General features: G+C 64.7%; 13 protein-coding genes. 6 read left to right on the forward strand and 7 right to left on the reverse strand.

Annotation, left to right across the window (positions count from 1 at the left end):
* Complete coding sequence (locus ACR9Y2_RS22260; RefSeq protein ID WP_435043860.1) at window positions 1–696, reverse strand: type 1 glutamine amidotransferase; 696 nt, start codon at window positions 694–696, stop codon at window positions 1–3.
* A 73-nt stretch (window positions 697–769) separates the two neighbouring features.
* On the opposite strand from ACR9Y2_RS22260, the gene ACR9Y2_RS22265 reads away from it, so the two are divergent.
* Window positions 770–3412: an FAD-dependent oxidoreductase gene (locus tag ACR9Y2_RS22265; RefSeq protein WP_435043861.1), complete on the forward strand. Its 2643-nt coding sequence runs from the start codon at window positions 770–772 to the stop codon at window positions 3410–3412.
* A 22-nt stretch (window positions 3413–3434) separates the two neighbouring features.
* On the opposite strand, the gene ACR9Y2_RS22270 is transcribed toward ACR9Y2_RS22265, so the two are convergent.
* Entirely contained in the window at window positions 3435–5357 is a 1923-nt protein-coding gene (locus ACR9Y2_RS22270) for an ATP-binding protein (RefSeq protein WP_435043862.1), read from the reverse strand.
* A gap of 344 nt (window positions 5358–5701) precedes the next feature.
* Between ACR9Y2_RS22270 and ACR9Y2_RS22275 the strand changes: the two genes are divergently transcribed.
* The gene (locus ACR9Y2_RS22275; protein ID WP_435043863.1) at window positions 5702–7633 is read left to right on the forward strand and encodes a hypothetical protein; all 1932 of its coding nucleotides are present in this window, start codon (window positions 5702–5704) and stop codon (window positions 7631–7633) included.
* A gap of 23 nt (window positions 7634–7656) precedes the next feature.
* Here ACR9Y2_RS22275 and ACR9Y2_RS22280 read toward each other — a convergent pair whose 3' ends face one another.
* Both ACR9Y2_RS22280 and ACR9Y2_RS22285 read right to left on the reverse strand, forming a co-directional pair.
* Window positions 7657–8331, reverse strand: coding sequence for a sugar transferase (locus ACR9Y2_RS22280; protein ID WP_435043864.1), 675 nt, complete (start codon window positions 8329–8331; stop codon window positions 7657–7659).
* 25 nt (window positions 8332–8356) lie between these two features.
* Entirely contained in the window at window positions 8357–9421 is a 1065-nt protein-coding gene (locus tag ACR9Y2_RS22285; protein WP_435043865.1) for a glycosyltransferase, read from the reverse strand.
* 62 nt (window positions 9422–9483) lie between these two features.
* Between ACR9Y2_RS22285 and ACR9Y2_RS22290 the strand changes: the two genes are divergently transcribed.
* The 4 genes from ACR9Y2_RS22290 to ACR9Y2_RS22305 all read left to right on the forward strand — a co-directional run bounded on the left by ACR9Y2_RS22290 (window position 9484) and on the right by ACR9Y2_RS22305 (window position 17562).
* Entirely contained in the window at window positions 9484–10869 is a 1386-nt protein-coding gene (locus ACR9Y2_RS22290; protein ID WP_435043866.1) for a lipid II flippase MurJ, read from the forward strand.
* An 83-nt stretch (window positions 10870–10952) separates the two neighbouring features.
* The gene (locus tag ACR9Y2_RS22295) at window positions 10953–11945 is read left to right on the forward strand and encodes an HPr kinase/phosphorylase (protein ID WP_435043867.1); all 993 of its coding nucleotides are present in this window, start codon (window positions 10953–10955) and stop codon (window positions 11943–11945) included.
* Window positions 11942–15151, forward strand: a complete 3210-nt coding sequence (locus ACR9Y2_RS22300; protein WP_435043868.1) for a TonB-dependent receptor domain-containing protein — start codon at window positions 11942–11944, stop codon at window positions 15149–15151. The genes ACR9Y2_RS22295 and ACR9Y2_RS22300 overlap by 4 nt, the downstream gene beginning before the upstream one ends.
* The gene (locus ACR9Y2_RS22305) at window positions 15151–17562 is read left to right on the forward strand and encodes an MFS transporter (protein ID WP_435043869.1); all 2412 of its coding nucleotides are present in this window, start codon (window positions 15151–15153) and stop codon (window positions 17560–17562) included. Before ACR9Y2_RS22300 ends, ACR9Y2_RS22305 begins: the two co-directional genes overlap by 1 nt.
* Here ACR9Y2_RS22305 and ACR9Y2_RS22310 read toward each other — a convergent pair.
* From ACR9Y2_RS22310 to ACR9Y2_RS22320, 3 genes are read right to left on the reverse strand one after another with little or no spacing between them, the layout of a single operon-like run.
* Entirely contained in the window at window positions 17457–18602 is a 1146-nt protein-coding gene (locus ACR9Y2_RS22310; protein ID WP_435043870.1) for a glycosyltransferase family 4 protein, read from the reverse strand. The genes ACR9Y2_RS22305 and ACR9Y2_RS22310 overlap by 106 nt on opposite strands.
* A complete protein-coding gene (locus tag ACR9Y2_RS22315; protein WP_435043871.1) occupies window positions 18599–19981 on the reverse strand; it encodes an O-antigen ligase family protein in 1383 nt (460 codons plus the stop codon). The genes ACR9Y2_RS22310 and ACR9Y2_RS22315 overlap by 4 nt, the downstream gene beginning before the upstream one ends.
* Window positions 19965–20996: a hypothetical protein gene (locus ACR9Y2_RS22320; protein WP_435043872.1), complete on the reverse strand. Its 1032-nt coding sequence runs from the start codon at window positions 20994–20996 to the stop codon at window positions 19965–19967. The genes ACR9Y2_RS22315 and ACR9Y2_RS22320 overlap by 17 nt, the downstream gene beginning before the upstream one ends.
* Window positions 20997–21000 lie beyond the last annotated feature (4 nt).

The raw sequence follows: 21000 nt of genomic DNA on the forward strand, positions 1-21000 counted from the left end.
CTATGCTACGACGAAAACACGGGTTGACACGCGGTCGAGCAGCGTGAACAGAAGCCGCTTGGTCTCCGCTAAACGCCACGTTTCTGAATGGATTTGATCCGCGGGTTGCTGGTACGGCCCGAGGCCGAGATCGCCGGCGCAATGGGCGAGAAGATCCTGAATGATGGGCTCCGTCATCTCCATGTGGAACTGCAGCGCAAGACAACGGTCCGTTTCGAACGCCTGCGACCGGCAGCCGGCGGTGGAGGCGAGATGAGTGGCGCCTGGGGGGATGTCGTAAGTCTCTCCGTGCCAGTGGAAAACGGTGAACTCGGCGGGCATGTCCTCAAATAGGGACCCTGTCCCTGTGGTGTGGACCGGCAACCAACCGATCTCCTTCTCCTGGTTACGGTAAATGGTGGAACCCAGGACTTCGGCGAGCATTTGCGAACCGAGGCAGACGCCGAGTACGAACTTGCCCGCGGCCATGGCGGCGGCGATCAACCGTTTTTCCGGACGAAGCCAATCGTAAATGTGCTCGTCGTTCACACTCATCGGGCCGCCCATGACGAGAAGGAGGTCGAAGCTCTCCAGCGAGGGAAGCGGTTCGCCCAGGTCGAGGCGGGTGCCGGTGAGCGAGTGACCACGCTGCCCGGCCCACTCGCCGATCAGGCCCGGAGTTTCGAAGGCTACGTGCTGCAGAAAGTGGATGCGCATCTGCCTTCATTGTCTCGCACGGAGATAACCGGACTTTCGCATCTGATATGGTAGAAATGACCGGAGTTCCGCCATGATTGTGCACCAGCCATTCCACTACCATTCCTTTGAAGAACTGCGCCAGGACATCGACAGGCTCGGCGTCGATGTACCGGTGAGCGAAGACGTCAGCGTACTGGCCCAACCGGTGGACTGCGGCCGGTTTGTGTTGCCCAACCGGCTGGTGGTGCTACCGATGGAAGGGTGCGACGGGCTGGCCGATGGTTCGCCTGACGTATTGACGCTGCGGCGGTACCGCCGTTTCGCCGCCGGCGGCTCGGGCCTGTTGTGGGTGGAAGCCTGCGCGGTGGCGGAAGAGGGCCGGGCGAATCCGCGCCAGATCTGGCTGCACCAGGGCAATGTGGCGGTCTTCCGGACGATGGTCGACCAGGCGCGGCAGGCGGCGCGGGAAACCATGGGCGGCAACCACCGTCCGGCGCTGGTGCTGCAGTTGACCCATTCCGGCCGCTATTCCAGGCCGGGCCGGGCGCCGAAGCCGATCATTGCGCACCATTCGAAGTATCTGGACCCCATCCACAAACTGCCGGCCGACTATCCATTGATCACGGACGACGAACTCGAGCGGTTGGAAGACGTGTATGTCGAGACGGCCCGGCTGGCCTATGAGGCGGGGTTCGACGCGGTGGACGTGAAGGCGTGCCACCGGTACCTGATCAGTGAATTGCATGCGTCGCACACGCGCGAGAACTCCCGCTACGGCGGTCCCGAATGGGAGAACCGTACGCGCCTGTTCCGGAACATCGTCACGAAGATCCGCGACCGGGTGCCCGGCATTGCTGTCACCTCACGCATGAATGCGTACGATTCCATGGCCTATCCCTACGGCTGGGGCATGGCGGAGGACGGCTCGCTGCAGCCGGATCTGAAGGATCCCATTCGCCTGGTGCAGTTCCTGGTCGACTCCGGCGCTCCGCTGGTGAATATCACGATCGGCAATCCGTACTTCAACCCCCACGTGAACCGTCCATTCGATTTGCCCATCATCGGCATGAACGTTCCGCCGGAGCACTCGTTGGAAGGCGTGGGCCGGTTCCTGCACATCGTGCGGCACATCCAGCAGCAGTTCCCGAAACTGCCGGTAGTGGGCGGCGGCTATTCCGTGCTGCGCCAGTTCCTGCCGAACGTGGGCGCGGCGGCGGTGCAGCAGGGCTGGGTGTCGCTGGTGGGCGGCGGGCGCATGTCCTTTGCCTACCCGGAGTTTGCGCGGGAAGTCGTCCAGGGCCGTAAGCTGGATCCGGAGAAAGTCTGCGTGGCCTGCTCGGCCTGTACGCAAATCATGCGGGACGGCGGCCGCAGCGGCTGTGTGCCGCGGGATGCGGCGGTGTACGAGCCCATCTACAAGGCGGGCCGGGCCGAGGCTCTCGACACGATTCAGGAAATGGCGAAGACCTGCCGGCAGTGCAGCGACCCCACCTGCGTCCCGAAGTGCCCCGCTCATGTGGACGTGCCCGGATTCATCCAGGCGATCGTGGACGGGCGCTTCCGTGACGCGTATGAAACCATTCGCGCCACCAACGTGCTGGCTACTATCTGCGGCTACGTCTGCCCCAGCGAGACATTGTGCGAGAGCACCTGCATCAACGAGCACTACCAGGAGCCTGTACCGATCCGCCATCTGCAGCGCTGGGTTTCGCGGAAGGCAATTGAAGAAGGGTGGGCCCGGGAGACGCGGCCGGTTTTGCCGGATACCGGCAAGCGCGTGGCGGTGGCCGGCGCCGGACCGGCGGGTGTGGCGGCGGCCATTACGCTGGCTGCGCTCGGACACCGGGTGACGCTGCTGGAACGGGCAGGCCAACCCGGCGGGATGGCCAAAGACACGATTCCGGCCGACCGAATGCCGGACCCGATCCTGCAACAGGAACTCGAGGATGTGCTGCTGTCGACCGGTGCGATTGAGCGGCGGAATTACTCCCTGGGGCCGGCCGGCACGCTGGACGACATCCTGGACGAGGGCTTTGACGCGGTCCTGCTGGCGCCGGGGCTCAGCCGGTCGTTGACGCTGCCTGGTTCCGCGCGGCCGGAGAGCGGCGTGGAGGGTGCGCTGGACTTCCTGCGGCAGGTGAAGCACGAGGGGCGCCAGGTGAGCGGAACCGTGCTGGTGCTGGGCGGAGGGAATACGGCGATCGACGCCGCCCTCTCGGCCAAACGCGCCGGAGCGGAAGACGTGGCCATTTTGTACCGGCGCTCGTTCGCGGAGATGCCCGCCTGGCCCAACGAGCGCGACGAAGCGATGCAGGGTGGGGTGAACTTCCTGATCCTCACCCAGCCGCTGCGGTACGTCATGGATGCAGCCGGAAAGTTGACCGGGATCGAAGTGGTGCGGACGAAGTTGGGCGCTGCGGACGCGAGCGGGCGGCGACGTCCCGAGAACCAGGCCGGTTCGGAGCATGTGATCGCGGCTGATCTTGTGGTCGAAGCGATCGGCCAGGGCGTGGATGCGAAGCTGCAGGCGGTGCTGCCTGGGATCGCGTTCAGCCGCCAGGGCACCATCGTCACCCGGCCCGGGTCCAGCGCCACCAGCCGGCTGCGGGTCTATGCTGCGGGGGATGTGGTGAACGGCGGAGCCACCGTGGTGCAAGCTGTCGCGGAAGGCACGCGGGCGGCGCAGGAGATCCATCAAGCCCTGGTGGGCGAGACGCTGGTCCACATCGGCTGATTGGCTTCGTTTCGGATCCGGTTCAGGCCTGGGCCGGATCCGGCACAGCCGCCGTCCGGCCGGCCGCGGGCACTGTGGCCAGGATGTTCCGTAAATCGCGCTGGGAGAAAGGCTTAGTCACGCAATCGTTCATTCCGGCGTGCAGGCAGCGATCGTAATCGCCCTGCATGCTGTGCGCCGTGAGGGCAAATATGGGAATGCCCGGCGATCCTGACCCCGCTTCCGCCCGGCGAATGGTGGAGGCGGCCTGCAAGCCGTCCGTGCCGGGCATCTGGACGTCCATCAGGATGACGTCGAAATAGCTGGTCCTCCATGCCTGGATGGCGGAGTCTCCATCCCCCACCAGGGTGACGTCGTGGCCGTCCTTCTCCAGCATGCGCCGCACCAGGCGCTGGTTCACCTCGTTATCTTCGGCGACCAGGATCCGCAAGGGGAGAGACTGATCACCTGCCCAGGCGTCGAACTCGGCCGCCCCATCCCTTTCCTGCCCTGCCTGGCCTGGGTCGACCGCGTCGAACAATGCCGTGAATTCGAAAGCAGCGCCCCGGCCCGGGGCACTCTGGACTTTCAGGATTCCCCCCATTTCGTGAACCAGGCGCTGGGCAATGGAGAGACCCAGGCCGGTACCGCCGAAACGCCGCGATATGGTGCCATCCACCTGTCGGAACGACTCGAAAATGATCGCCTGTTTCTCGCGCGGGATGCCGATGCCGGTGTCTCTGACCTCGAAACCAAGCCGGGTGCCGCCGCCGGACTCCTGCACTCGCCAGGCGCGGACGTCGATGCGGCCCGAATTGGTGAACTTGATGGCGTTGCTCAGCAGATTGAAAAGAACTTGCCTGAGCCGGATGGCGTCGCCCGCAACCCGGTCTGGCAAGTCGTTCAATTGACAGCCGAACTCCAAACCCTGCTGGCGGGCCTTTGGCGCGAAGGTGCGCACGGCGCCGCGGACGACGCGCCCCGGGTCGAATGGTTCGGATTCCAGGGTCAGCTGGCCTGCTTCGATGCGGGAGATGTCGAGAACGTCATCGAGGAGCGCCAGAAGGTGCCTGGTCGCGTCCTGGGCGATGACCAGTTCCTCCTGCTGCGATTTCGTGAGGGAGGTGTCCAGCAGCAGGTCATGCATGCCCTGGATGCCGTGGATAGGGGTACGGATTTCGTGCGAGAGATTGGCCAGGAACTCGGACTTCGCCCTGGATGCCTCTTCTGCCTTGGTCAGCAGGATGCGGATCTCGGCTGTCCGGTTCCTGATGGAACGCCGCAGGGCATAGATCCACCCGAAGGCCGCCAGGAAGATGCCGGCGATCCCCGCGATGACGATGAGGGCTTCGCGGGAGCGGAAGACGTTTGGCGCGCGGACGAGTGTAAGGTCGACACTGTCCCGAAGGCGGAGCACAAAGCCTTCCCCCTCGGAAGGCATCACAACGCCGATTGCTTCGACGAAGGCTCCGACTGGCGCCTGGCGGGGCATCACGGAAGCACTCTGGGCGGAGTGGCGGATGTAGGCTCGAATGACCTTCTGTCCCTGCTCAATGTAGAAATCGTCGCGCATGCTGCCGATGGAGGTCTTGGCCACCGTGCCTCGGACACGCACCAACTGGCCTGCGATCTGGGGCCGCGCGGCCTGCTCCACCGTCAGTTCCCTGGGGCGCACTTTGGGGACGCTCCTCAGTACAGTCATCGACTTGACGATCAGTTCGGGCTCCCCATCAGACAGTCGACCCATCTGACCCTCGACTTCGACACGGTCCGAGTAGGTGAGTTTGAGGGGACCCGGGCCATGGATGGAAATCCCTCCGGATTCGTCCTGGATGTAGAAGGAGTTGGGCTCGGTGGGCAGGGTGCCGGGCGTGAGGATTACAGTGCCCTGGAGACGCCAGACGCGTGTGTCCACAGCCGCGGCGCGGGCGTCAGCAATGCGGCCTGGACGCCCAGCGGCGGCCAAGGGCAAGACCCAGGCTAGAGCGAGCAGTAATCGTCCGGCTGATCGGGGCACAACTTCGAGTACTAATATCGACGGAAAGGTGAAGTCGCTTTAGCGAATACTCGGCCGAGGTGGCATAAAGGGCGCCCGCGAAGAGAGCAGCGACAGGAGAATACAAGGCGGCACAACGCCGGTTGGCGGGATGAACCGGCATTGGCTCGCATGGCTCATGCAAGGTAGACTTAGGACAGAATGCAGCTGTTGTTGCGCCAGACCAGCGGCGCAACCCGAGGGGTGGAAACAGCGCGTGGCTCCGTACCGCCTGCCTGTCTCCAGCCCATGAAATCCCAATTCAAGGAGTGACGGTGACTGAACACTTGCGTAGGGACTCCGGACGGAATGGAGAGGGCGGCGGGTCGAACAGCGCAATCGGCCGTTGGACGATGCCCGACAGCGGAGCCGTGTTCACGATGGACGCGGCACTGATCCAAAAACTCAGATCGTTTGTCCTGGAAGGTTTTCACATCCTGCCTAAGCGCGGAGCGGAAATGGGCGGGATCCTGTTGGGCCGTGTGCTGTCCGAGGCTCCGCTCAATGTCGAGATAACCGGTTTTGAACCCGTCCCCTGCGAATACCGCTACGGGCCGTCGTACATCCTCTCCGATGTGGATCGCACAAAGCTGGAGAGCCTCCTGGCGGAGTGGAATTCCCCGGATGCGGCCGGCATCACGGTGGTGGGCTTCTTCCGCAGCTGCACCGGGCGGGATCTCGGCCTGGATGCGGCCGACCAGCAATTGATGCGAAAGTACTTCCCGGAGGCCCGGCACTTCGTTCTTTCCATCCGGCCGCTGTCGATCTTCGAGTGCGAGGCGTGGTTCTTCAGCCGGATCAATGGTGTTTTGCCGAGAGTGCCCGCACAGCCGCCGGAGCCGTTCGGGCAGCCGATGGCCAAGCAGGACCGTTCGGGCGAACGCAGTGCGCGCTCCGCTCCGGCCCCTGTGTTGGAGCAGGAAGCGGCAGCTCCGGCGGACGTGGCCGCACCTTCCGAAGTTCTGCCTCTCACGCCGGAACCGGCCCCTGCGGTTGAGAACCATAGGCCCGTGGCGCAGGCATTCGCAGCGGCGGCTGGGGCCGGTTTGCGCTCGACTCCAGCTGAGCCGGTTGCCATCGGCGACGGAAATGGCCTGACCACTGCGCACAATCGCCCGAGCCCTGAGGATCTGCCGGGCGGTGATGAAGCCTGGCGGCTGGTGGAGCGGCGCAGGATGCTGCGTGAGCAGCGGCTGGATCCGAATCCACCACGAGTGGAGCCGCCGCCTGTGCCGGCCAGCCCGGTGGAGACGCCAGCAGAACCAACCTGGCTGTTGGGCGAGCACGCGGCGGAACCGCACAAACACCGGCTGTGGCAGTTGATCGCGGCCCTGCTGGTTCTGCTCATCGGGGGCGGAGCCGGCTATCAGTGGTGGGACGCCCAGCAGCGTGCGCGCTGGACGAGGTTCGGTTTGGACGCGAAGCCGGGCTCCGGTGGCATAGAGGTCTCCTGGGACAGCAAGTCGCCTGCCTTGCAGCAGGCTTCGCGGGGCGAACTGGAAGTCGTTGAGCCTGGCACCGGCACTAGTGAGGGTCCCGCTCAGCCGCGTCTGGTGGAACTGGACGCGAAGACGCTGGGCCAGGGCCATTTCACCGTTCCTACCGCCAGTCAGGATGTCCTGTTCCGGCTTCAGCTGTTTGGTACAGGCGTGGCTGGAGCGGTGGAGTCGGTCAGGGTTGTTTCCGCGGGCGGGCAGCCGGTTGTGAAGGAACTGGCGGCCAAGCCTGCTGCGGCGTCTCCGGCACCACGGGTACAGGATTCCGGCGCGGCCTCACTGGCTGCGGCCTCGCTGAAACCGGCGGCCGTTGAGCGTCCGGCGCCGGCGGCTCCTGACGCGCCGCGAACGGCTGTTGCGCCTGCCCCTGCGGCTCCATTGCAGGCGGCCGGCCCGGTGGGCGGGGCGCCCGCTGTGTCCACCGTCCCGCCGGCGATCCCGGCGTCGGCCATCTATGAGATCCAACCCACCGTACCCGAAGGCGTGAGGGCGCGAATTCGCCAGCCCATTACGGTGACGGTGCAGGTGAGCATTGATTCGCAGGGCCGGGTGATCACGGCAGCCGCGCGGGGCGATGGAGATGGGGTGTACCGCTACCTGGCCGAGAAGGCGACGCTGGCTGCGCAATCCTGGAAGTTCCGCCCGGCCCGTTCGGCCGGCGGCGCGGCGATCGCTTCGACGCAGATCGTTTACTTCACATTCCGGGGGTGAGCGAGCGGCGTTCCCGGTAAATCTCAGGATGCATTCCGGCCGCTGAGCACGACCGCCAGCGACCGGCGCACAATGAGCCAGCGCAACCCTGACGAATTGTGGCGGACAAAGAACAGATCCAGGCGCCGCCGCTGCCGGTAGGTTAAACTGTTGCGGCCGCAGACCTGCCACAGACCCGTGATTCCGGGCTTGAGCGTCAGCACTTCCGCCATGTCCTTTCCGTAGTGGACATCCAGTTCCACTGGCGTCAACGGCCGCGGCCCAATCAGCGCCATGCGGCCTGACAGGACGTGCCAGAGTTGCGGCAGTTCGTCCACTGAGAACTTGCGGCAAAGGCGGGCGAACCGGCTGCTGATGCGAGGATCCGGGATACCCTTACGCTCGTCCAGCGGAGCCGACCGGACACGCTCCACCAGACGGACCCGCGTTGACGTCTGTTGGCGCGGCCACATGGTGCGGAACTTCCACATCCAGAACTCGTGGCCGAACTGGCCCCTGCGCAGGTGCGCCACAAAGGGGGAGCGCCGTGAGAGCACGAGAATGATGATCGCCACGGCGAGGCACAGAGGACTGGCGAAGAGTAGGAGCACTGCGGCGAAAATCCGCTCGGCGGCATCAGTCAAACGCACAAGTACACGAGTTGCACCGCGCCCGTTCGCCGCGTCCAGGGGTACGCCCAACTCCGGGTAGGCAGTCATGGCAGGGGGCCCGGGCGGAGGGTGGTCATACGCGTAGGATCGAGCGCATGCGCTCAGCGAATGCGTCTTCTGAGAAACGTGCGGCCGCCTGTTGCAGGGCAGCCCGGGGCACCATGGACTCGGCCGCTTCAAAGGCTTCCACGGCTGCGGCGAGGTGCGCTTCCGTAGGCTGCTGATAGGGGAAGAGCCCCTCGGCTGGAACACTGTCAAGGACTCCGCCGCGGCCCAGCGCAATCACCGGTTTGCCGCTGGCGGTTGCCTCGACTGCGGTGATCCCGAAGTCTTCCTCGCCGGGCAGCAACAGCGCGCGGCATTGGGCGTAGAGCCGGCGCAGTTCTGCGTCGCTGACATGTCCGCAGAACTCAACATTCGGCTGTGCCATTGCTTTCAGGCGGGCGTACTCCGGGCCCGAGCCGACGATGAGCAGGCGGCGCCCCGAGGCAGAGAACCAGCGAACGGCGTAGTCCAGGCGCTTGTAGGCGACCAGTTCGCCGACAGCGAGGTAGAAATCGGAGGGTGGTTCCCACCGGAAGTTGTGGACATCGACCGGCGGATACACCACCTCCGCCTCGCGCCGGTAGCTGCGCCAGATTCTCCGCCGGACATTCTCGCTATTGGCGACAAACTCATCCACACGCGCGGCCGTGGAGTAATCCCAGAGGCGCAGATAATTGGCGATGGGCGCCATCAGGCCTCGTTTCCAGGCTGGTGTCCAATCGTGCAGGTAGTCGGGATACAACTGCCACAGGTAGCGCATCGGCGTGTGACAGTAGCAGACGTGCCGTGTCTCGGCCCGGGTGATCACACCTTTGGCCGGGCCGGATTCGCTGCTTATCACCAGGTCGTAGTCGCGCAAGTCCAGGCTCTCCAGAGCGAGCGGCATCAGCGGCAGCAACGATCGATAGAATCTTCTTCCAGAGTTTAAGAAAGAGGCCGTGACCTTCCGGGAACGGATAATTTCGGAAACTTTTCGAGAGTCGTAGAAGAGAGTGAAAATATCGGCCTGCGGCAGGATGCGGCACAGCGCCTCCAGAACCTTTTCGCCGCCCCGCATGTTGAGCAGCCAGTAGTGCGCGATGGCAACCCGCATGTGCCAGAGCAGTGTAGCATTGGGCAAGTTCGCGGCGGCGTGTTATTTTTGTGAGGCGTCTCATGCGCCTATTCCCACGAGCGGGCCCCACGGCCTCCATGGTATCCGCTACCTCGATTGTTGCCTGCGGCGGCATGGCGGTCAGGGGCGTTGGCCTGCTGAAGCTGATTTACGCCGCGCACCTGTTCGGGACCAGCGATGCGCAGGATGCCTTTCTGGCGGCGTTCCTGGTGCCCGCCTTGCTCAGCGATGTACTGGCTGCCGCGGTGGCCCCGGCCCTGATTCCGGCCTTGATCCAACAGCAGGCGGGCGAACCCATGGAGAGCTCCGTGACGCTCTACCGCGCGGCCTTCGGTGCGGGCCTGGTTGCCGCGACCCTGGCCGCCCTCGCGCTGGGCCTGGCGTTTCCGTTGATTCTGCCGGTGCTCGCCTCCGGCTTTGACCACGGCAAATCCGCCCTCACCTTGAAGCTGCTGCTGGTGATGCTGCCGGTGCTGCCGCTGACGGCCTGCAACGTGGTGTGGCGCTGCCTGCTGAATGCCCGCAATCATTTTGCCCTGGCCGCCCTGGCCCCAATCGCTACGCCCGTGGCCTCGCTGGCCATACTCTACTTCGGAGCCTCCACCTGGGGCATTTACTCTCTGGCCATTGGGACGTCGGCCGGATGCGCGGTCGAGGCCATCCTGCTCGCCCAGGAAGTCCACCGGTTGGGCTATCCTCTTGTGCCCAGGTTGGAAGGGGCACTCCGCCGCCTGGGGCCCGTGCTGGGGCAGTTCGGCACCATCGTCATGAGCTCTCTTCTCTTCGGCTGCATTCCGTTGATTGACAATGCCATGGCCGCGGGGTTAGCCGCCGGCAGCCTCTCTATCTTCGGCTTTGGGACGAAACTGGCGATGGTGATTCTGTCGCTGGGGCCGGCGTCCATCGCCACCGGGGCGTTGCCGCAGTTGTCACGTCTCGCGGCCAACAGCGACTGGCGCGGCTTACGGGGCAGCCTGCTGCACTTTGGCGGCCTCCTCCTGCTCGTCACAATCCCGCTGATCGCAGTGTTGATGCTGCTCTCTCAAGATCTTGTGCGGCTAGTGTTCCAGAAGGGTGCCTTCTCGACACAGGCTACGTTCGAAGTCGCCCTCGTCCAGCGCTATTCGCTGCTGCAGGTGCCCTTGGCGGTCATCGGCGCGCTGGGGTTCCGGCTGGCTGCATCGATGGCTGCGAATGAGCTCGTGATCCCGGCGGCCGGGGTCGGCGTGGCGGTCGCGACCTTGGCGGATTATCAACTGCGCCGGGTGTTCGGGGTCCAGGGAATCGCCCTGGCTTCCGTCGTAACGCAACTCAGTGTGATCACAACTTTGGGATTCTTGCTCAGGCGCCGCATGTGGCAGATGCGCCAGGGTCTTCGTGCCGGCGCCACGGGCGAAGCCGGCGTTTCCGGTGGTAGTTCAGTTTGACGCAATTTCGCTGTTTCGTCCGGTCGAAATTCCTGTCCAATACCTAGAAGGGGAGCTGTGCGGCCAATAGCCGCGCTACTGGGATGCAAACTGAAGACCGGCGCCGGATCGAAACGGGGGAAGATCCCCTGCTGTCCAAAATCGAACTACCGCTACGATCGACGCTCTATCCGCTGGGCTTTCCTGTTCTCGCGGAGACAAACTCCCTCGAAGTGATGGAGTCGCTGCGGGAGAGTTGGGGCCTCTTTGAGAAAGCGTTCGACACCAGCCCCCTGCACCTCAGCGTCGCGGTGAGCGGCGAGGACCACGACGAAGCACTCCCTCCTCCGGTCTTCCGCTGCCGGCGGCACATCCTCTCGGTGACCGCCAACCGGGCCAATCAGGCGGTGTGCGACATGTCCGCCGGCTTTGCCTGTGCCTGGATCACCAGCTCCACCGCAAAGAACCGTTTATATCTGCGGGATGCGTTCACCGACGCGCTGGTGTACACGATGCTGCACGGCCTGCACCTGTCCGCTGTCCATGCTGCTTGTGTAGCCTGGAACGGCTGTGGGTTGCTGCTGTGCGGTCCATCCGGGGCGGGCAAGACGTCGCTGGCGGTGGCCTGCGCCATGCGCGGCTGGACGCTGATCTGCGACGACGCCAGCTACCTGGTGCGCGGATTCGGCGGCCCCACGGTGATTGGCAATCCCTATGAACTGCGTTTTAAACGCGATGCCGCCAAATTGTTTCCCCTGCTCAGCCAACATGAGTGGGTCCAAAGGACGAACGGGAAGCCCACCGTCTTCGCCCGGCCGGCGGATTTTCCCGGCATCCGCACCGATGTGCGCGCAGACGTGGAATGCCTGGTCTTCCTGAACCGGAAAGAAGGCGCCGAAGCCCGCCTGGCCCCGGTTCGGGACGACATCCAGGAGCGCCTGAAGCTGCCCCGCTACGGGGACGAATGGATGATTGCTGAACAGGAGGAATGCTTGCGGAGCCTTTCCCCGCTCAACGCGTTTGAACTCACCTATTCCGATTTCGATTCCGCTACGGATTGCCTGCGGCGCCTGGCGGAGCGGGGCGGGGCACTATGAGATGGCTCGCGGCAGTCCTTCTCTGCAGCGCTTCGGTGTGGGCGCAGGTCTCTTCCGGAACATTGTCCGGCGACGTTCGGGACTCGTCCCATGCGCTGGTGCCGGGCGCCCAGGTGGTGGCCCGCAACGCCGCGACCGGGTTTGTCCGGACCGCCATCTCCAATGAGGCGGGCTCCTACACCCTCGACGGATTGGCCGCCGGTTCCTATTCCGTCCGCGCCGCGAAGGCCGGCTTCCAGGTCACGGTCGCTCGCGAAGTGGTGCTCGAAGTGAACCAGAAGGCGCGGCTCGATTTCGACCTGCAGCCGGGAGAATCGAACTCCTCCGTTGAGGTCGTGGCAGATGTGTCACAGTTGCAGACTGCCGATTCCACGGCCGGCTACTACTTCGAGACCTCCGCTGTCTCGTCGCTGCCGCTAGTGGGTAGAAACATCATTTCCCTGGTGACCGTTGGTCCCGGCGCCATCCCCCGGCAATTGAGCGGCTTCTATCACGACACCATCACCGACCTGCAGGGCAACCGCGGCCTGGTGGGTCTCAATCACCCCATCAATGGCGCCCGTTCGACGATGAACATGTATCTGCTGGACGGGGCGAACAATACGGATCGCAATACCTTTTCGATCGCCGTGGTTCCTCCTCTGGAGAGCGTCCAGGAATTCCGCGTGCAGTCTTCCCTGGCGGCCGCTGAGTTCCCGAACGCCGGCGGCGGAGTCATCGACGTCGTCACGAAGTCGGGCGGCCAGAAACTGCACGGCAGTGCTTACGAGTACCTGCGCAACGAGGCCACCGACGCCCACAGCTTCTTCGACGACCCATCGCTGCCGCGCCCGGTCTTCCGCCAGAATCAGTTCGGCGCATCACTCGGTGGACGTGTGCCGCTGCCCTCCACGTTCTTCTTCGCGGCCTACGACGGCCTGCGCGGGCAGGCGGCCGCGTCCACCCGGCACCTGTTCCCGAACACCGCCATCCGTGCAGGCGACTTCGCCGGCCGCAATCCGATCTTCGATCCGCTCAGCGCCGATCTCGCCACCGGCGTGAGGGCGCCGCTGCCTGGCAATCGCCTGCCTGCCTCACGCATAGATGGCATTGCGCGCAAGTATGTCGATACCTACCTGCCGCTGCCGAACCGGCCCGAAGGTAGCACCAACTATCTCGACTCGACGCCAGACCGGCATGACAACGACAGCGCCAGCGGCCGCCTGGATCACCAGTTCCGCGACGGCAGTTCACTCTTTGGCCGCTACACCATCAACGACGAGCGGGGCCGCCTGGGCCGTGCATTTCCAGAACGCCCCAGCCTGGAAAACCTGCGCTCGCAGCAGGTGGCGCTGGGCTATCTCCGCACCGGCGCCAACTGGTCGACCGAAGGTCGCCTCTCCTATACGCGGTTGCGCGTCTTCAACATTCCAGAGAGCGCGTTCCAAAAAGACGTGATGGCCGAATTGGGGCTCACGGGCTTCTCGTCCGATCCCTTCTTCTACGGCCTGCCTTACTTCCTGGTGACGAATTTCGAGACCGTAATCGACACCACCACCCTGCCGCAGGTCCAGCGCGACAACCTCTGGAACACCTCGGCCAGCTATGCCCGCGTCAGCGGCCGGCACAGTTGGAAGGCCGGATTCCAGTGGCTGAACTTCCAGCTCAATTACCTGCAGAGCCGCTACCCGCGAGGCCAGTACCAGTTCAACGGCGCCTTCACAAACGATCCTTCGAACCCGGCTGAGACGGGAGATGCGTTCGCCGATTTCCTGCTCGGCTATCCGCAGAACACCCAGCGGAATGCCGGCGATGCCGTGGCCTACCTGCGGCAGCACAACTACGGCTTCTTCGTGCAGGACGACTGGCGCCTCACCAGCCGGCTGACTCTCAACGTGGGCTTGCGCTACGAGCGCTTCTCTCCCTACACCGAGCAGCGCGGCCACCTTTTCAACCTGGACTATTCGACGCTACCGGCGGCGCCCCGCCTGGTGGCTGGTACGCAGGCGGTGGAGCCGAACCGGAAGAACTTTGCCCCCCGCATCGGCCTCGCCTGGCACTTGCCCGGCATCAGCGGCCGCGATTCAAAAACAGTTCTGCGCGCCGGCTACGGCCTCTACTATGCCCCCGAAATCGCTATCGAGACCTACGACCTAGTCCGCAACGCACTGCGCAATGAAACCAACCAGACCAACGGACTGCTGCCCGTCCTGACCATCGCCAACGGCTTCCCGCGGAACAGCTCCCTGGGCCTGCCCAGCTACTTCGGACTCGACCGGCGGGCCGCCACAGCCTACATGCAGCAGTGGAACTTCGGCCTGCAGCGCGAACTCGGCCCCGTGGGCGTGCTCGACATCACCTACCTCGGCAGCAAAGGGACCCACCTGGGCCGGCTGCGCCGCTTCAACACCCCCCTGCACGTCGAGACCGGCGAGAATCTGGATCCGCGCCCGGGCGATCTGCAAGCCCTCAGGACCTTCCCGCAACTCGGCCCGATCTTCCAGCGGCAGCACATCGCCAGCTCGTCCTATCAGTCCCTGCAGGTGAAAGGGGAACGGCGCCTGGTCAAAGGACTCTCCTTCCTACTCGCCTTCGTCTGGTCGAAGTCGATCGACGATGCCGACGCCGTCACCAATGGTCTCTATGACAGTTGGAGCGCCCAGGACGAACGCAACCTGCGGCTGGAGCGCGGCCTCTCGTTCTTCAATTCGGGCCGCCGGCTCAGCGGCGGGTTCGTCTACAATGTACCGAGGCTGCCCTTCCTGAAACCAGTGTTTCGAGGGTGGCAAGCCAGCGGTCTGATCACCTTCCAGGACGGCACTCCCTTGAATCCGGTTTACTTCACCGTGGACATCGCCAACTCGGGCACACCCAACCGGCCCGATCTCGTGCCAGGCCAGAGTGTGCAACTGCCGGCGTCTGAGCGCAGCATCGCGCGTTACTTCAACTCCGATGCGTTCCAGACGCCCAAGCCCTACACGTTCGGCAATGCGGGCCGCAACATTCTTCCGGCGCCCGGCAATGGCGTGGTCGATGCCGCCCTGCAACGCAGGTTCCCGGTGCGCGAGCGGCTCTCCCTCACGCTCCGCGCGGAAGGCTTCAACATCATGAATCATCCGAACATCGGCATTCCCGTACCCAATCCCGACTTCGGCCCGTTCTTCGGGCGAATTGTCGCGGCCGGGGAGCCGCGGCGTTTCCAGTTTGCGCTTCGAGCCGATTTCTGATGAGCGCCATCCCCGCGCCGATCTGGGCCGTGCTGCAGGGGCTCCGCTTTGATGCGGCCCAGCCGGAGGCGATCGCCTCCATCCAATCCCACGAGTGGCCGCCGATCCTCGCGTTTCTTGATCGTACCCAGCTCAGCCTCATCCTGCTGCTCAGCTGTCGCGACCACCTGCCGACTGAGGTGCGCCAAAGGTTGGAGCAAAACCTTGCCGCGAACCACCTGCGGTTCAACAAGCTGGCACAGGCCTATGCCGAAATCGCCACGGCACTCGAGTTTGCTGGAATCCCCTTCGTTATCCTCAAGGGATTCTCGCAGAGCCCATGGTTCACCAGCGAGCCCGGCGACCGCGTGCAGTACGATCTCGACCTCTACTGTCCGCCAGGGCACGTGCACCAGGCCCGCGAACAACTGCTGCAGCTCGGCTACGAAGCGCTCACCGGCTACGAGCGCCATCCGATCGACCACTTGCCCGTTCTCGTAAAGAAGACCGGCTGGGAGTGGAAAGGCGATTACTTCGATCCCGAAATCCCCATCAGCGTCGACCTCCACTTCCGTTTCTGGAATGAGTCGAATGAACGCTTCCTGCCTGAGGGCCTCGAGTATTTCTGGACGCGCCGCCAGCAGGATGGCGCCGGCGGGCTCAGCTATCCCGCACTCCACCCGGCCGACCGGCTCGCCTACGCTTGCCTCCACCTGCTGCGCCATATCCTGCATGGCAACGCCAGGCCCAGCCATGTCTACGAATTGTCCTGGTTCCTCGAACGTAATGCAGGCAACACGGAATTCTGGGAAGGCTGGCGAACCCTCCACGGCGACTCCCTGCAGCGTCCGCAGGCGATCTGCTTCGCGATCGCACGGCAGTGGTTCGGCTGCCGCCTTTCGCCCCAGGCAGAGGCCGCCGTCGACGCTCTGCCCGACGGCGTGAAGGAATGGATCACCCAATACGCCCTGGCGCCGCTCGAAGGCCAGTTCATTCCAAACAAACACGAGCTGTGGCTGCATCTGAACCTGGTCGATTCGAATCGCGATCGAGCCGCGGTGCTCTTCCGGCGGCTCATCCCCACGACGCTGCCCGGCGAGGTGGACGCGGTCCTGCTGCCGGAAGAACAGCTCACGCCGTGGATCCGCCTGCGCCGCCGCTGGAAGTACCTCGCGCACCTGGCCACGCGAGCCGCTTACCACGCCCGTGCCGCCCTGCCTACCCTGATCCACGGTGCCTCCTGGCTCTCCCGCAGCCAGGGCATCGATCCGGGTCTCTGGCGCTTTCTGAGTGCTGCCTGGCTCTACGAACTCGGCCTGTTCGTATTCATGCTGCTCTACAATCTCCAGCTCATCGATCTCGGCTACAAGGAAAACTTCCTGGGCACCGTCAGCAGCGCGCAGACGGCGGGTAGCTTCGTGGCCGCCCTGCCGATGGGCGCGCTCTTACAACGCAAAGGTCCGGCCTGGCTCATCAGCACCGCGTTTGTCGCCCTGGGCGCCGTCTTCGCCTTGAGGGCCGTGGTCACCGGCTCCGCGGCGCTGCTCGTCTCGGCCTTCGCCGGCGGCGTCATCCTCTCCGCCTTCACGGTTGCCTTTGCCCCGGCCATCGCGCGACTCACCAATCCGCGCAGCCGCTCCCTGGGCTACAGCATCTTCTTCTCCTCCGGAGTCGCCATGGGGATCCTCGGCGGCCTGCTGGGCGGCCGCCTGCCCGGCTGGTTCGCAGCCATTGGAGCACCCGGCAAGAAGAGCGCGCTGCTCGCGTCATGCCTCCTGGTAGTGGTCGCCGCCTGGCCCGTGTCGCGACTGCGCCTGCCCTCGGCCCAGCCCTCCGCCACGCCCGCAAGAGTGTACCCGCGCAATCCCGTAGTCTGGCGCTATCTCGCCGCGCTCATCGTCTGGAACCTGGCGACGGGCGCCTTCAATCCCTTCTTCAACGCCTACTTCACCAACAAACTCCATGCCGATGTCTCCGGCGTCGGATCCATCTTCGCCGTCTCCCAGTTCGCCCAGGCCGTGGCCATGCTCTCCGCGCCCCTCGTGTTGCGCCGCTTTGGGTTGATCCCCGGAATCGTCGCCATGCAATTGGCCGCGTCCGCCGGACTGTTGGGCCTCTCCTGGGCGGCTTCGGCCGGCGCCGGAGCGGCCCTGTACATCGCCTACATGGCCGCGCAGTGGATGTCCGAACCCGGCATGTACAGCGTGCTGATGAATCCCTTGTCCAAAGAAGAAATGGGCGGAGCGGCCGCGCTGAACATGATGGCGATTCTCCTGGCCCAGTTGATCGCGGCCTCGGCCGCCGGTGCGGCGATCACACGCTTCGGCTACTCGGTCACCCTCGGCGGAGCAGGCATTCTCGCAGCCGTCGCGGCCGTACTCTTCTGGATCCTCCTGCGCGGCACGCAGGACTCCAGCACGCCTGCCACCTGATTACGATAGCGGTCCAGCCCGTAGCTCGCTGCCCACTTGCGCCGGGCGTTCACCGCGACGCGCGCCAGTTCGCCCGTGTTGTTCAGCAGCGCGGCCAAGCGGGCCGCCAGCGCCTCGGCCGTGCGCGGTGAAACGAGAAAACCGGTCTCACCATCTTCCACCAGTTCAGGGATTCCTCCTGCCGCAAAGGCCACCACCGGCACCCCGGCCGAGAAGGCTTCCAGGATCACGCGCGGCGTTGCGTCGTCTGCTGTCGAGGGCACCACCAGCAGATCCACCTGCCGCAGCGCCTCCGCCGGCTCGTTCATCCAACCCGTGAAGACGATCGGCGAACCTCCGGCCTTTTCCAACACTCGGTCCTTGTAGCCTGGTCGCGACAGCACGTCGTCTCCGCAGATGACAAACCGGCACTCTGGAATTCGTCCCTCCAGCAGCCGCACCGCCTCCACAAACTCGAGCTGGCCCTTTTCAGGTGCGATCCGGCCGACCACGCCAATCCGCAAGGGCCGCCCGCCCGCCGCTCGGCGAAAGCCCAGCTCCTCGCAGCCATTCGGAACGATCACCGGCTGGCAGAAAGGCCGCAGCGGTCCCGCCACAAACTGGGAGCTGGCGATCACCGGCGCGCCCCGCAGAGCCCAGCGTGCCACCAGCAGATCGTGCCACCGGCTGAGCTTGTTGTGCGCGTGGAAACAGAAGGGAACGCCACTCAGCCGCGCCGCCGGCAGCATTCTCGGCCCGTTCACATAGATCAGGTCGATGGACTTCTCCCCTGCCAACCGCCGAACCATCCGCGCTGCTTCCCGCATATCGAACGCGAATCGAACAGCATCGGACACGGTCTTGGAGCCGGAGGAGTATGGCCCGCACGGCAAGCCGGTGACCGGCACATTCATCGCTGCCAGGTGTTGGCACAACGGCCCATCGCCGGGCATGGCCGCCGAAATGCTCCACCCTCTCTCCTGAAAGGCCGGAACGAGATCGAGCAGGCAGCGTTGCGCGCCCCCCATGTCGCTGAACTGGTCCAGCAGCAGCAGGTTCATTCGTGCTCCGTCCGGATCGTCTGCGCCAGCACCCAGAAGTAGACTGGAATCACGCGCCAGTAGGTCAACAAGTCGCCTGACAACATCTGGATCGTCTGGCCTGTCCAGAAGCTGAAGATCCAGGCGCCATAGAATGTGGAGCGGGCGCGCCATCCAGCCCTGAGGATGGCCGCATTCAGGGCGAGAAAAGCAAACAGGCCCACGCCCCCGGTCTCCACCAGCAGGCTCAGATACATGTTGTCCGCAATCACAGGCCCCCCGGCCACATCGGAGTAGGGCAGCGTCTTGTACCCGACACCGAACATCAGGTGCCATGGATGTTCAATCAGGAACGTGGCCAGCCGCTGCCAGCTGTCCAGCCGTCCCGACAACACCCCGTTGGTGGCCGAGAACAGGAACTTTGCCGAAAGCAGGATCCTGTCGAAATACCCGCGTACAAACCCGGGGAACAGGACGAAGGCCAGCGCTCCGCCCGCCAGCATCGAGACGGCGGCAATCAGCCCCCAGCGCCGCACAGACAAGCCCTTCTTCTGCAGGAAAAACAGCGTTCCCACACAAATACACAACGTCACCAGCGACGCTCGCGAATAGGAAAGCACCAACGCCGTCGCCAGCACAGGCGCAGCCGAAACCACCGCCCAGCGAGGCACTGGACTTTCGGATCGAGGCCGCATCAGGGCCACCGCGCTCATGGTCAGGAAGAACACACACAGGTTGCCCAGCGTGCTGGCTTCATAGAAGACACCTTGCGCGCGACGAAAGACGCCCGAGTCCAGCCAGATGAACTGCGGACCATAGCCCGCCGGAGCCGGCCACTGGAAGTAGAAGTCGAGGCACGCGAACAAAGCCGACCCGGCCGCGCACCAGAACAACTGCGTCGCCAGCCGCCGCTGCCTCTGCGCAGGGCCCAGGCCCGCATAGAAGAATACATAGCATCCGATGCCGAACAGGCACACCCTGGCCAGGCTGCCCGCCGCCACGGCCGCGCCGGAGTAAACCAGTGCGAACGCCACACTCCCCACCAGCACCGCGAACAGAATGGCCAACCTGGTTGCGACCGCATCCAGCCGCAGCCGCCACTCGCCGGCCCGCAGTACACCGACCACCAGCCCAATGCACGCAATGCCCAGCGCAACGTGCGGACCCGAGTTCCCCAACGCAACCGGCAACGGCGGAGCCAGCAGGCACGCCGCAAAGAACAGCGACAGCCAGCGGTCCGGTTCCAGCAGCACGAACCATAGGCAGGGGACTGCCAGCAGCGCGCCCGCCGCAGCGGCTTGGTAGACAGGCGAGGGCAGAAACGCAATGCCCGCCGCGCAGGTGCCCAGCACCAGCGGGACCAGTGGATTCCGCTCTCTCTGCTCAATAAGTGCGTTCATGCTCGGCATGCTGGAAGCGCGAAGTCCGCACGCGAAGTTGCGCCATGCTGAAGCCAACACTCAGATAGAGCACCGACGCCACGAAAGACAGCAGCAGCGCCGACATGACGATCAGCGTCGTCTTCGGAGAACTCGGGCGCTGCGGCACGACCCCCGCGTCAATCACGCTCAACCGTTCCCCGCGAGTCCCCACAATCGCGCGAAGGTCGCGCGCCCGCGATCGCAACGCATCCCGTTCCCGCGTCGCAGCCGCGATGTCCGCCTCCAGCGCCTCTCGCTGGGCCGTCGTCCGCGCGATGCGCGTCTCACTCTCGGCGATCCGGGCCTTCAGCGCCGCGCTCTGCTTCTGCAACTCCGCTACCCGCCGCTGCAGGCCGCCATCGCTGTGCTCCGCCAGGTCCGCCTCACCCCGCATCAACTCCCGCTCCACACCGGCTTGCGAATCGATCAGGCTCTCCAGTTTGTAACGTTCCGAGCCATTCGCCTGCCCGCCTTCCAGGTGCTGCATCGCCTGGTTCAGTTCCCCCAGGCGTTTCTCTTCCGCCTGCAGTTGCTGTTCCGTTTTCGCGATCAGTTCCTGGTCGCCTTCCCGTCCAACGGCCTGGCTGAGCGCCGCCGTTTGGGCCGCCAGGAAACCAGCCAGCGCCGCCGCCTGCTTCGGATCGGGCAGCGTGGCCGTGATCTCCAGAATCTTCGTGTCCCGCAGCTTGGAAACCTTGAGCACCCGCTTCTTCAGCCGCTCAATCGGCTCCGACGGATCGGCCGCCGTCAGGTGAAACTGCTCGGCTGCCCGCTGGAACAGGCTGTCACTCCCGGCAAAGTATTCGTACGTCCGCAGGGACTCGAGATACACCGGGCTTACCGCGACAGCGGTTCTCACATCGCTCGACGGTGGAGGATCAATCAGGATGCTGGCCGTCGCCGAGTACTGCTTCGTGAGCAACGCGCAGCCCAACAGCGCGAGGGTCGCGGACGCTCCGCAAGCCAGGGCGGAATACCACCACCTTTGCTTCAAATAT

Origin of the sequence: Paludibaculum fermentans (assembly GCF_051172195.1) — a bacterium.
GTDB classification, from domain to species: domain Bacteria; phylum Acidobacteriota; class Terriglobia; order Bryobacterales; family Bryobacteraceae; genus Paludibaculum; species Paludibaculum fermentans_A.

Coding starts and splice junctions, on each gene's coding strand:
- ACR9Y2_RS22260 (WP_435043860.1), bottom strand. CDS start 696: ATGCGCATCCACTTTCTGCAGCACGTAGCCTTCGAAACTCCGGGCCTG.
- ACR9Y2_RS22265 (WP_435043861.1), top strand. CDS start 770: ATGATTGTGCACCAGCCATTCCACTACCATTCCTTTGAAGAACTGCGC.
- ACR9Y2_RS22280 (WP_435043864.1), bottom strand. CDS start 8,331: ATGACTGCCTACCCGGAGTTGGGCGTACCCCTGGACGCGGCGAACGGG.
- ACR9Y2_RS22285 (WP_435043865.1), bottom strand. CDS start 9,421: ATGCGGGTTGCCATCGCGCACTACTGGCTGCTCAACATGCGGGGCGGC.
- ACR9Y2_RS22290 (WP_435043866.1), top strand. CDS start 9,484: ATGCGCCTATTCCCACGAGCGGGCCCCACGGCCTCCATGGTATCCGCT.
- ACR9Y2_RS22295 (WP_435043867.1), top strand. CDS start 10,953: ATGCAAACTGAAGACCGGCGCCGGATCGAAACGGGGGAAGATCCCCTG.
- ACR9Y2_RS22300 (WP_435043868.1), top strand. CDS start 11,942: ATGAGATGGCTCGCGGCAGTCCTTCTCTGCAGCGCTTCGGTGTGGGCG.
- ACR9Y2_RS22305 (WP_435043869.1), top strand. CDS start 15,151: ATGAGCGCCATCCCCGCGCCGATCTGGGCCGTGCTGCAGGGGCTCCGC.
- ACR9Y2_RS22310 (WP_435043870.1), bottom strand. CDS start 18,602: ATGAACCTGCTGCTGCTGGACCAGTTCAGCGACATGGGGGGCGCGCAA.
- ACR9Y2_RS22315 (WP_435043871.1), bottom strand. CDS start 19,981: ATGAACGCACTTATTGAGCAGAGAGAGCGGAATCCACTGGTCCCGCTG.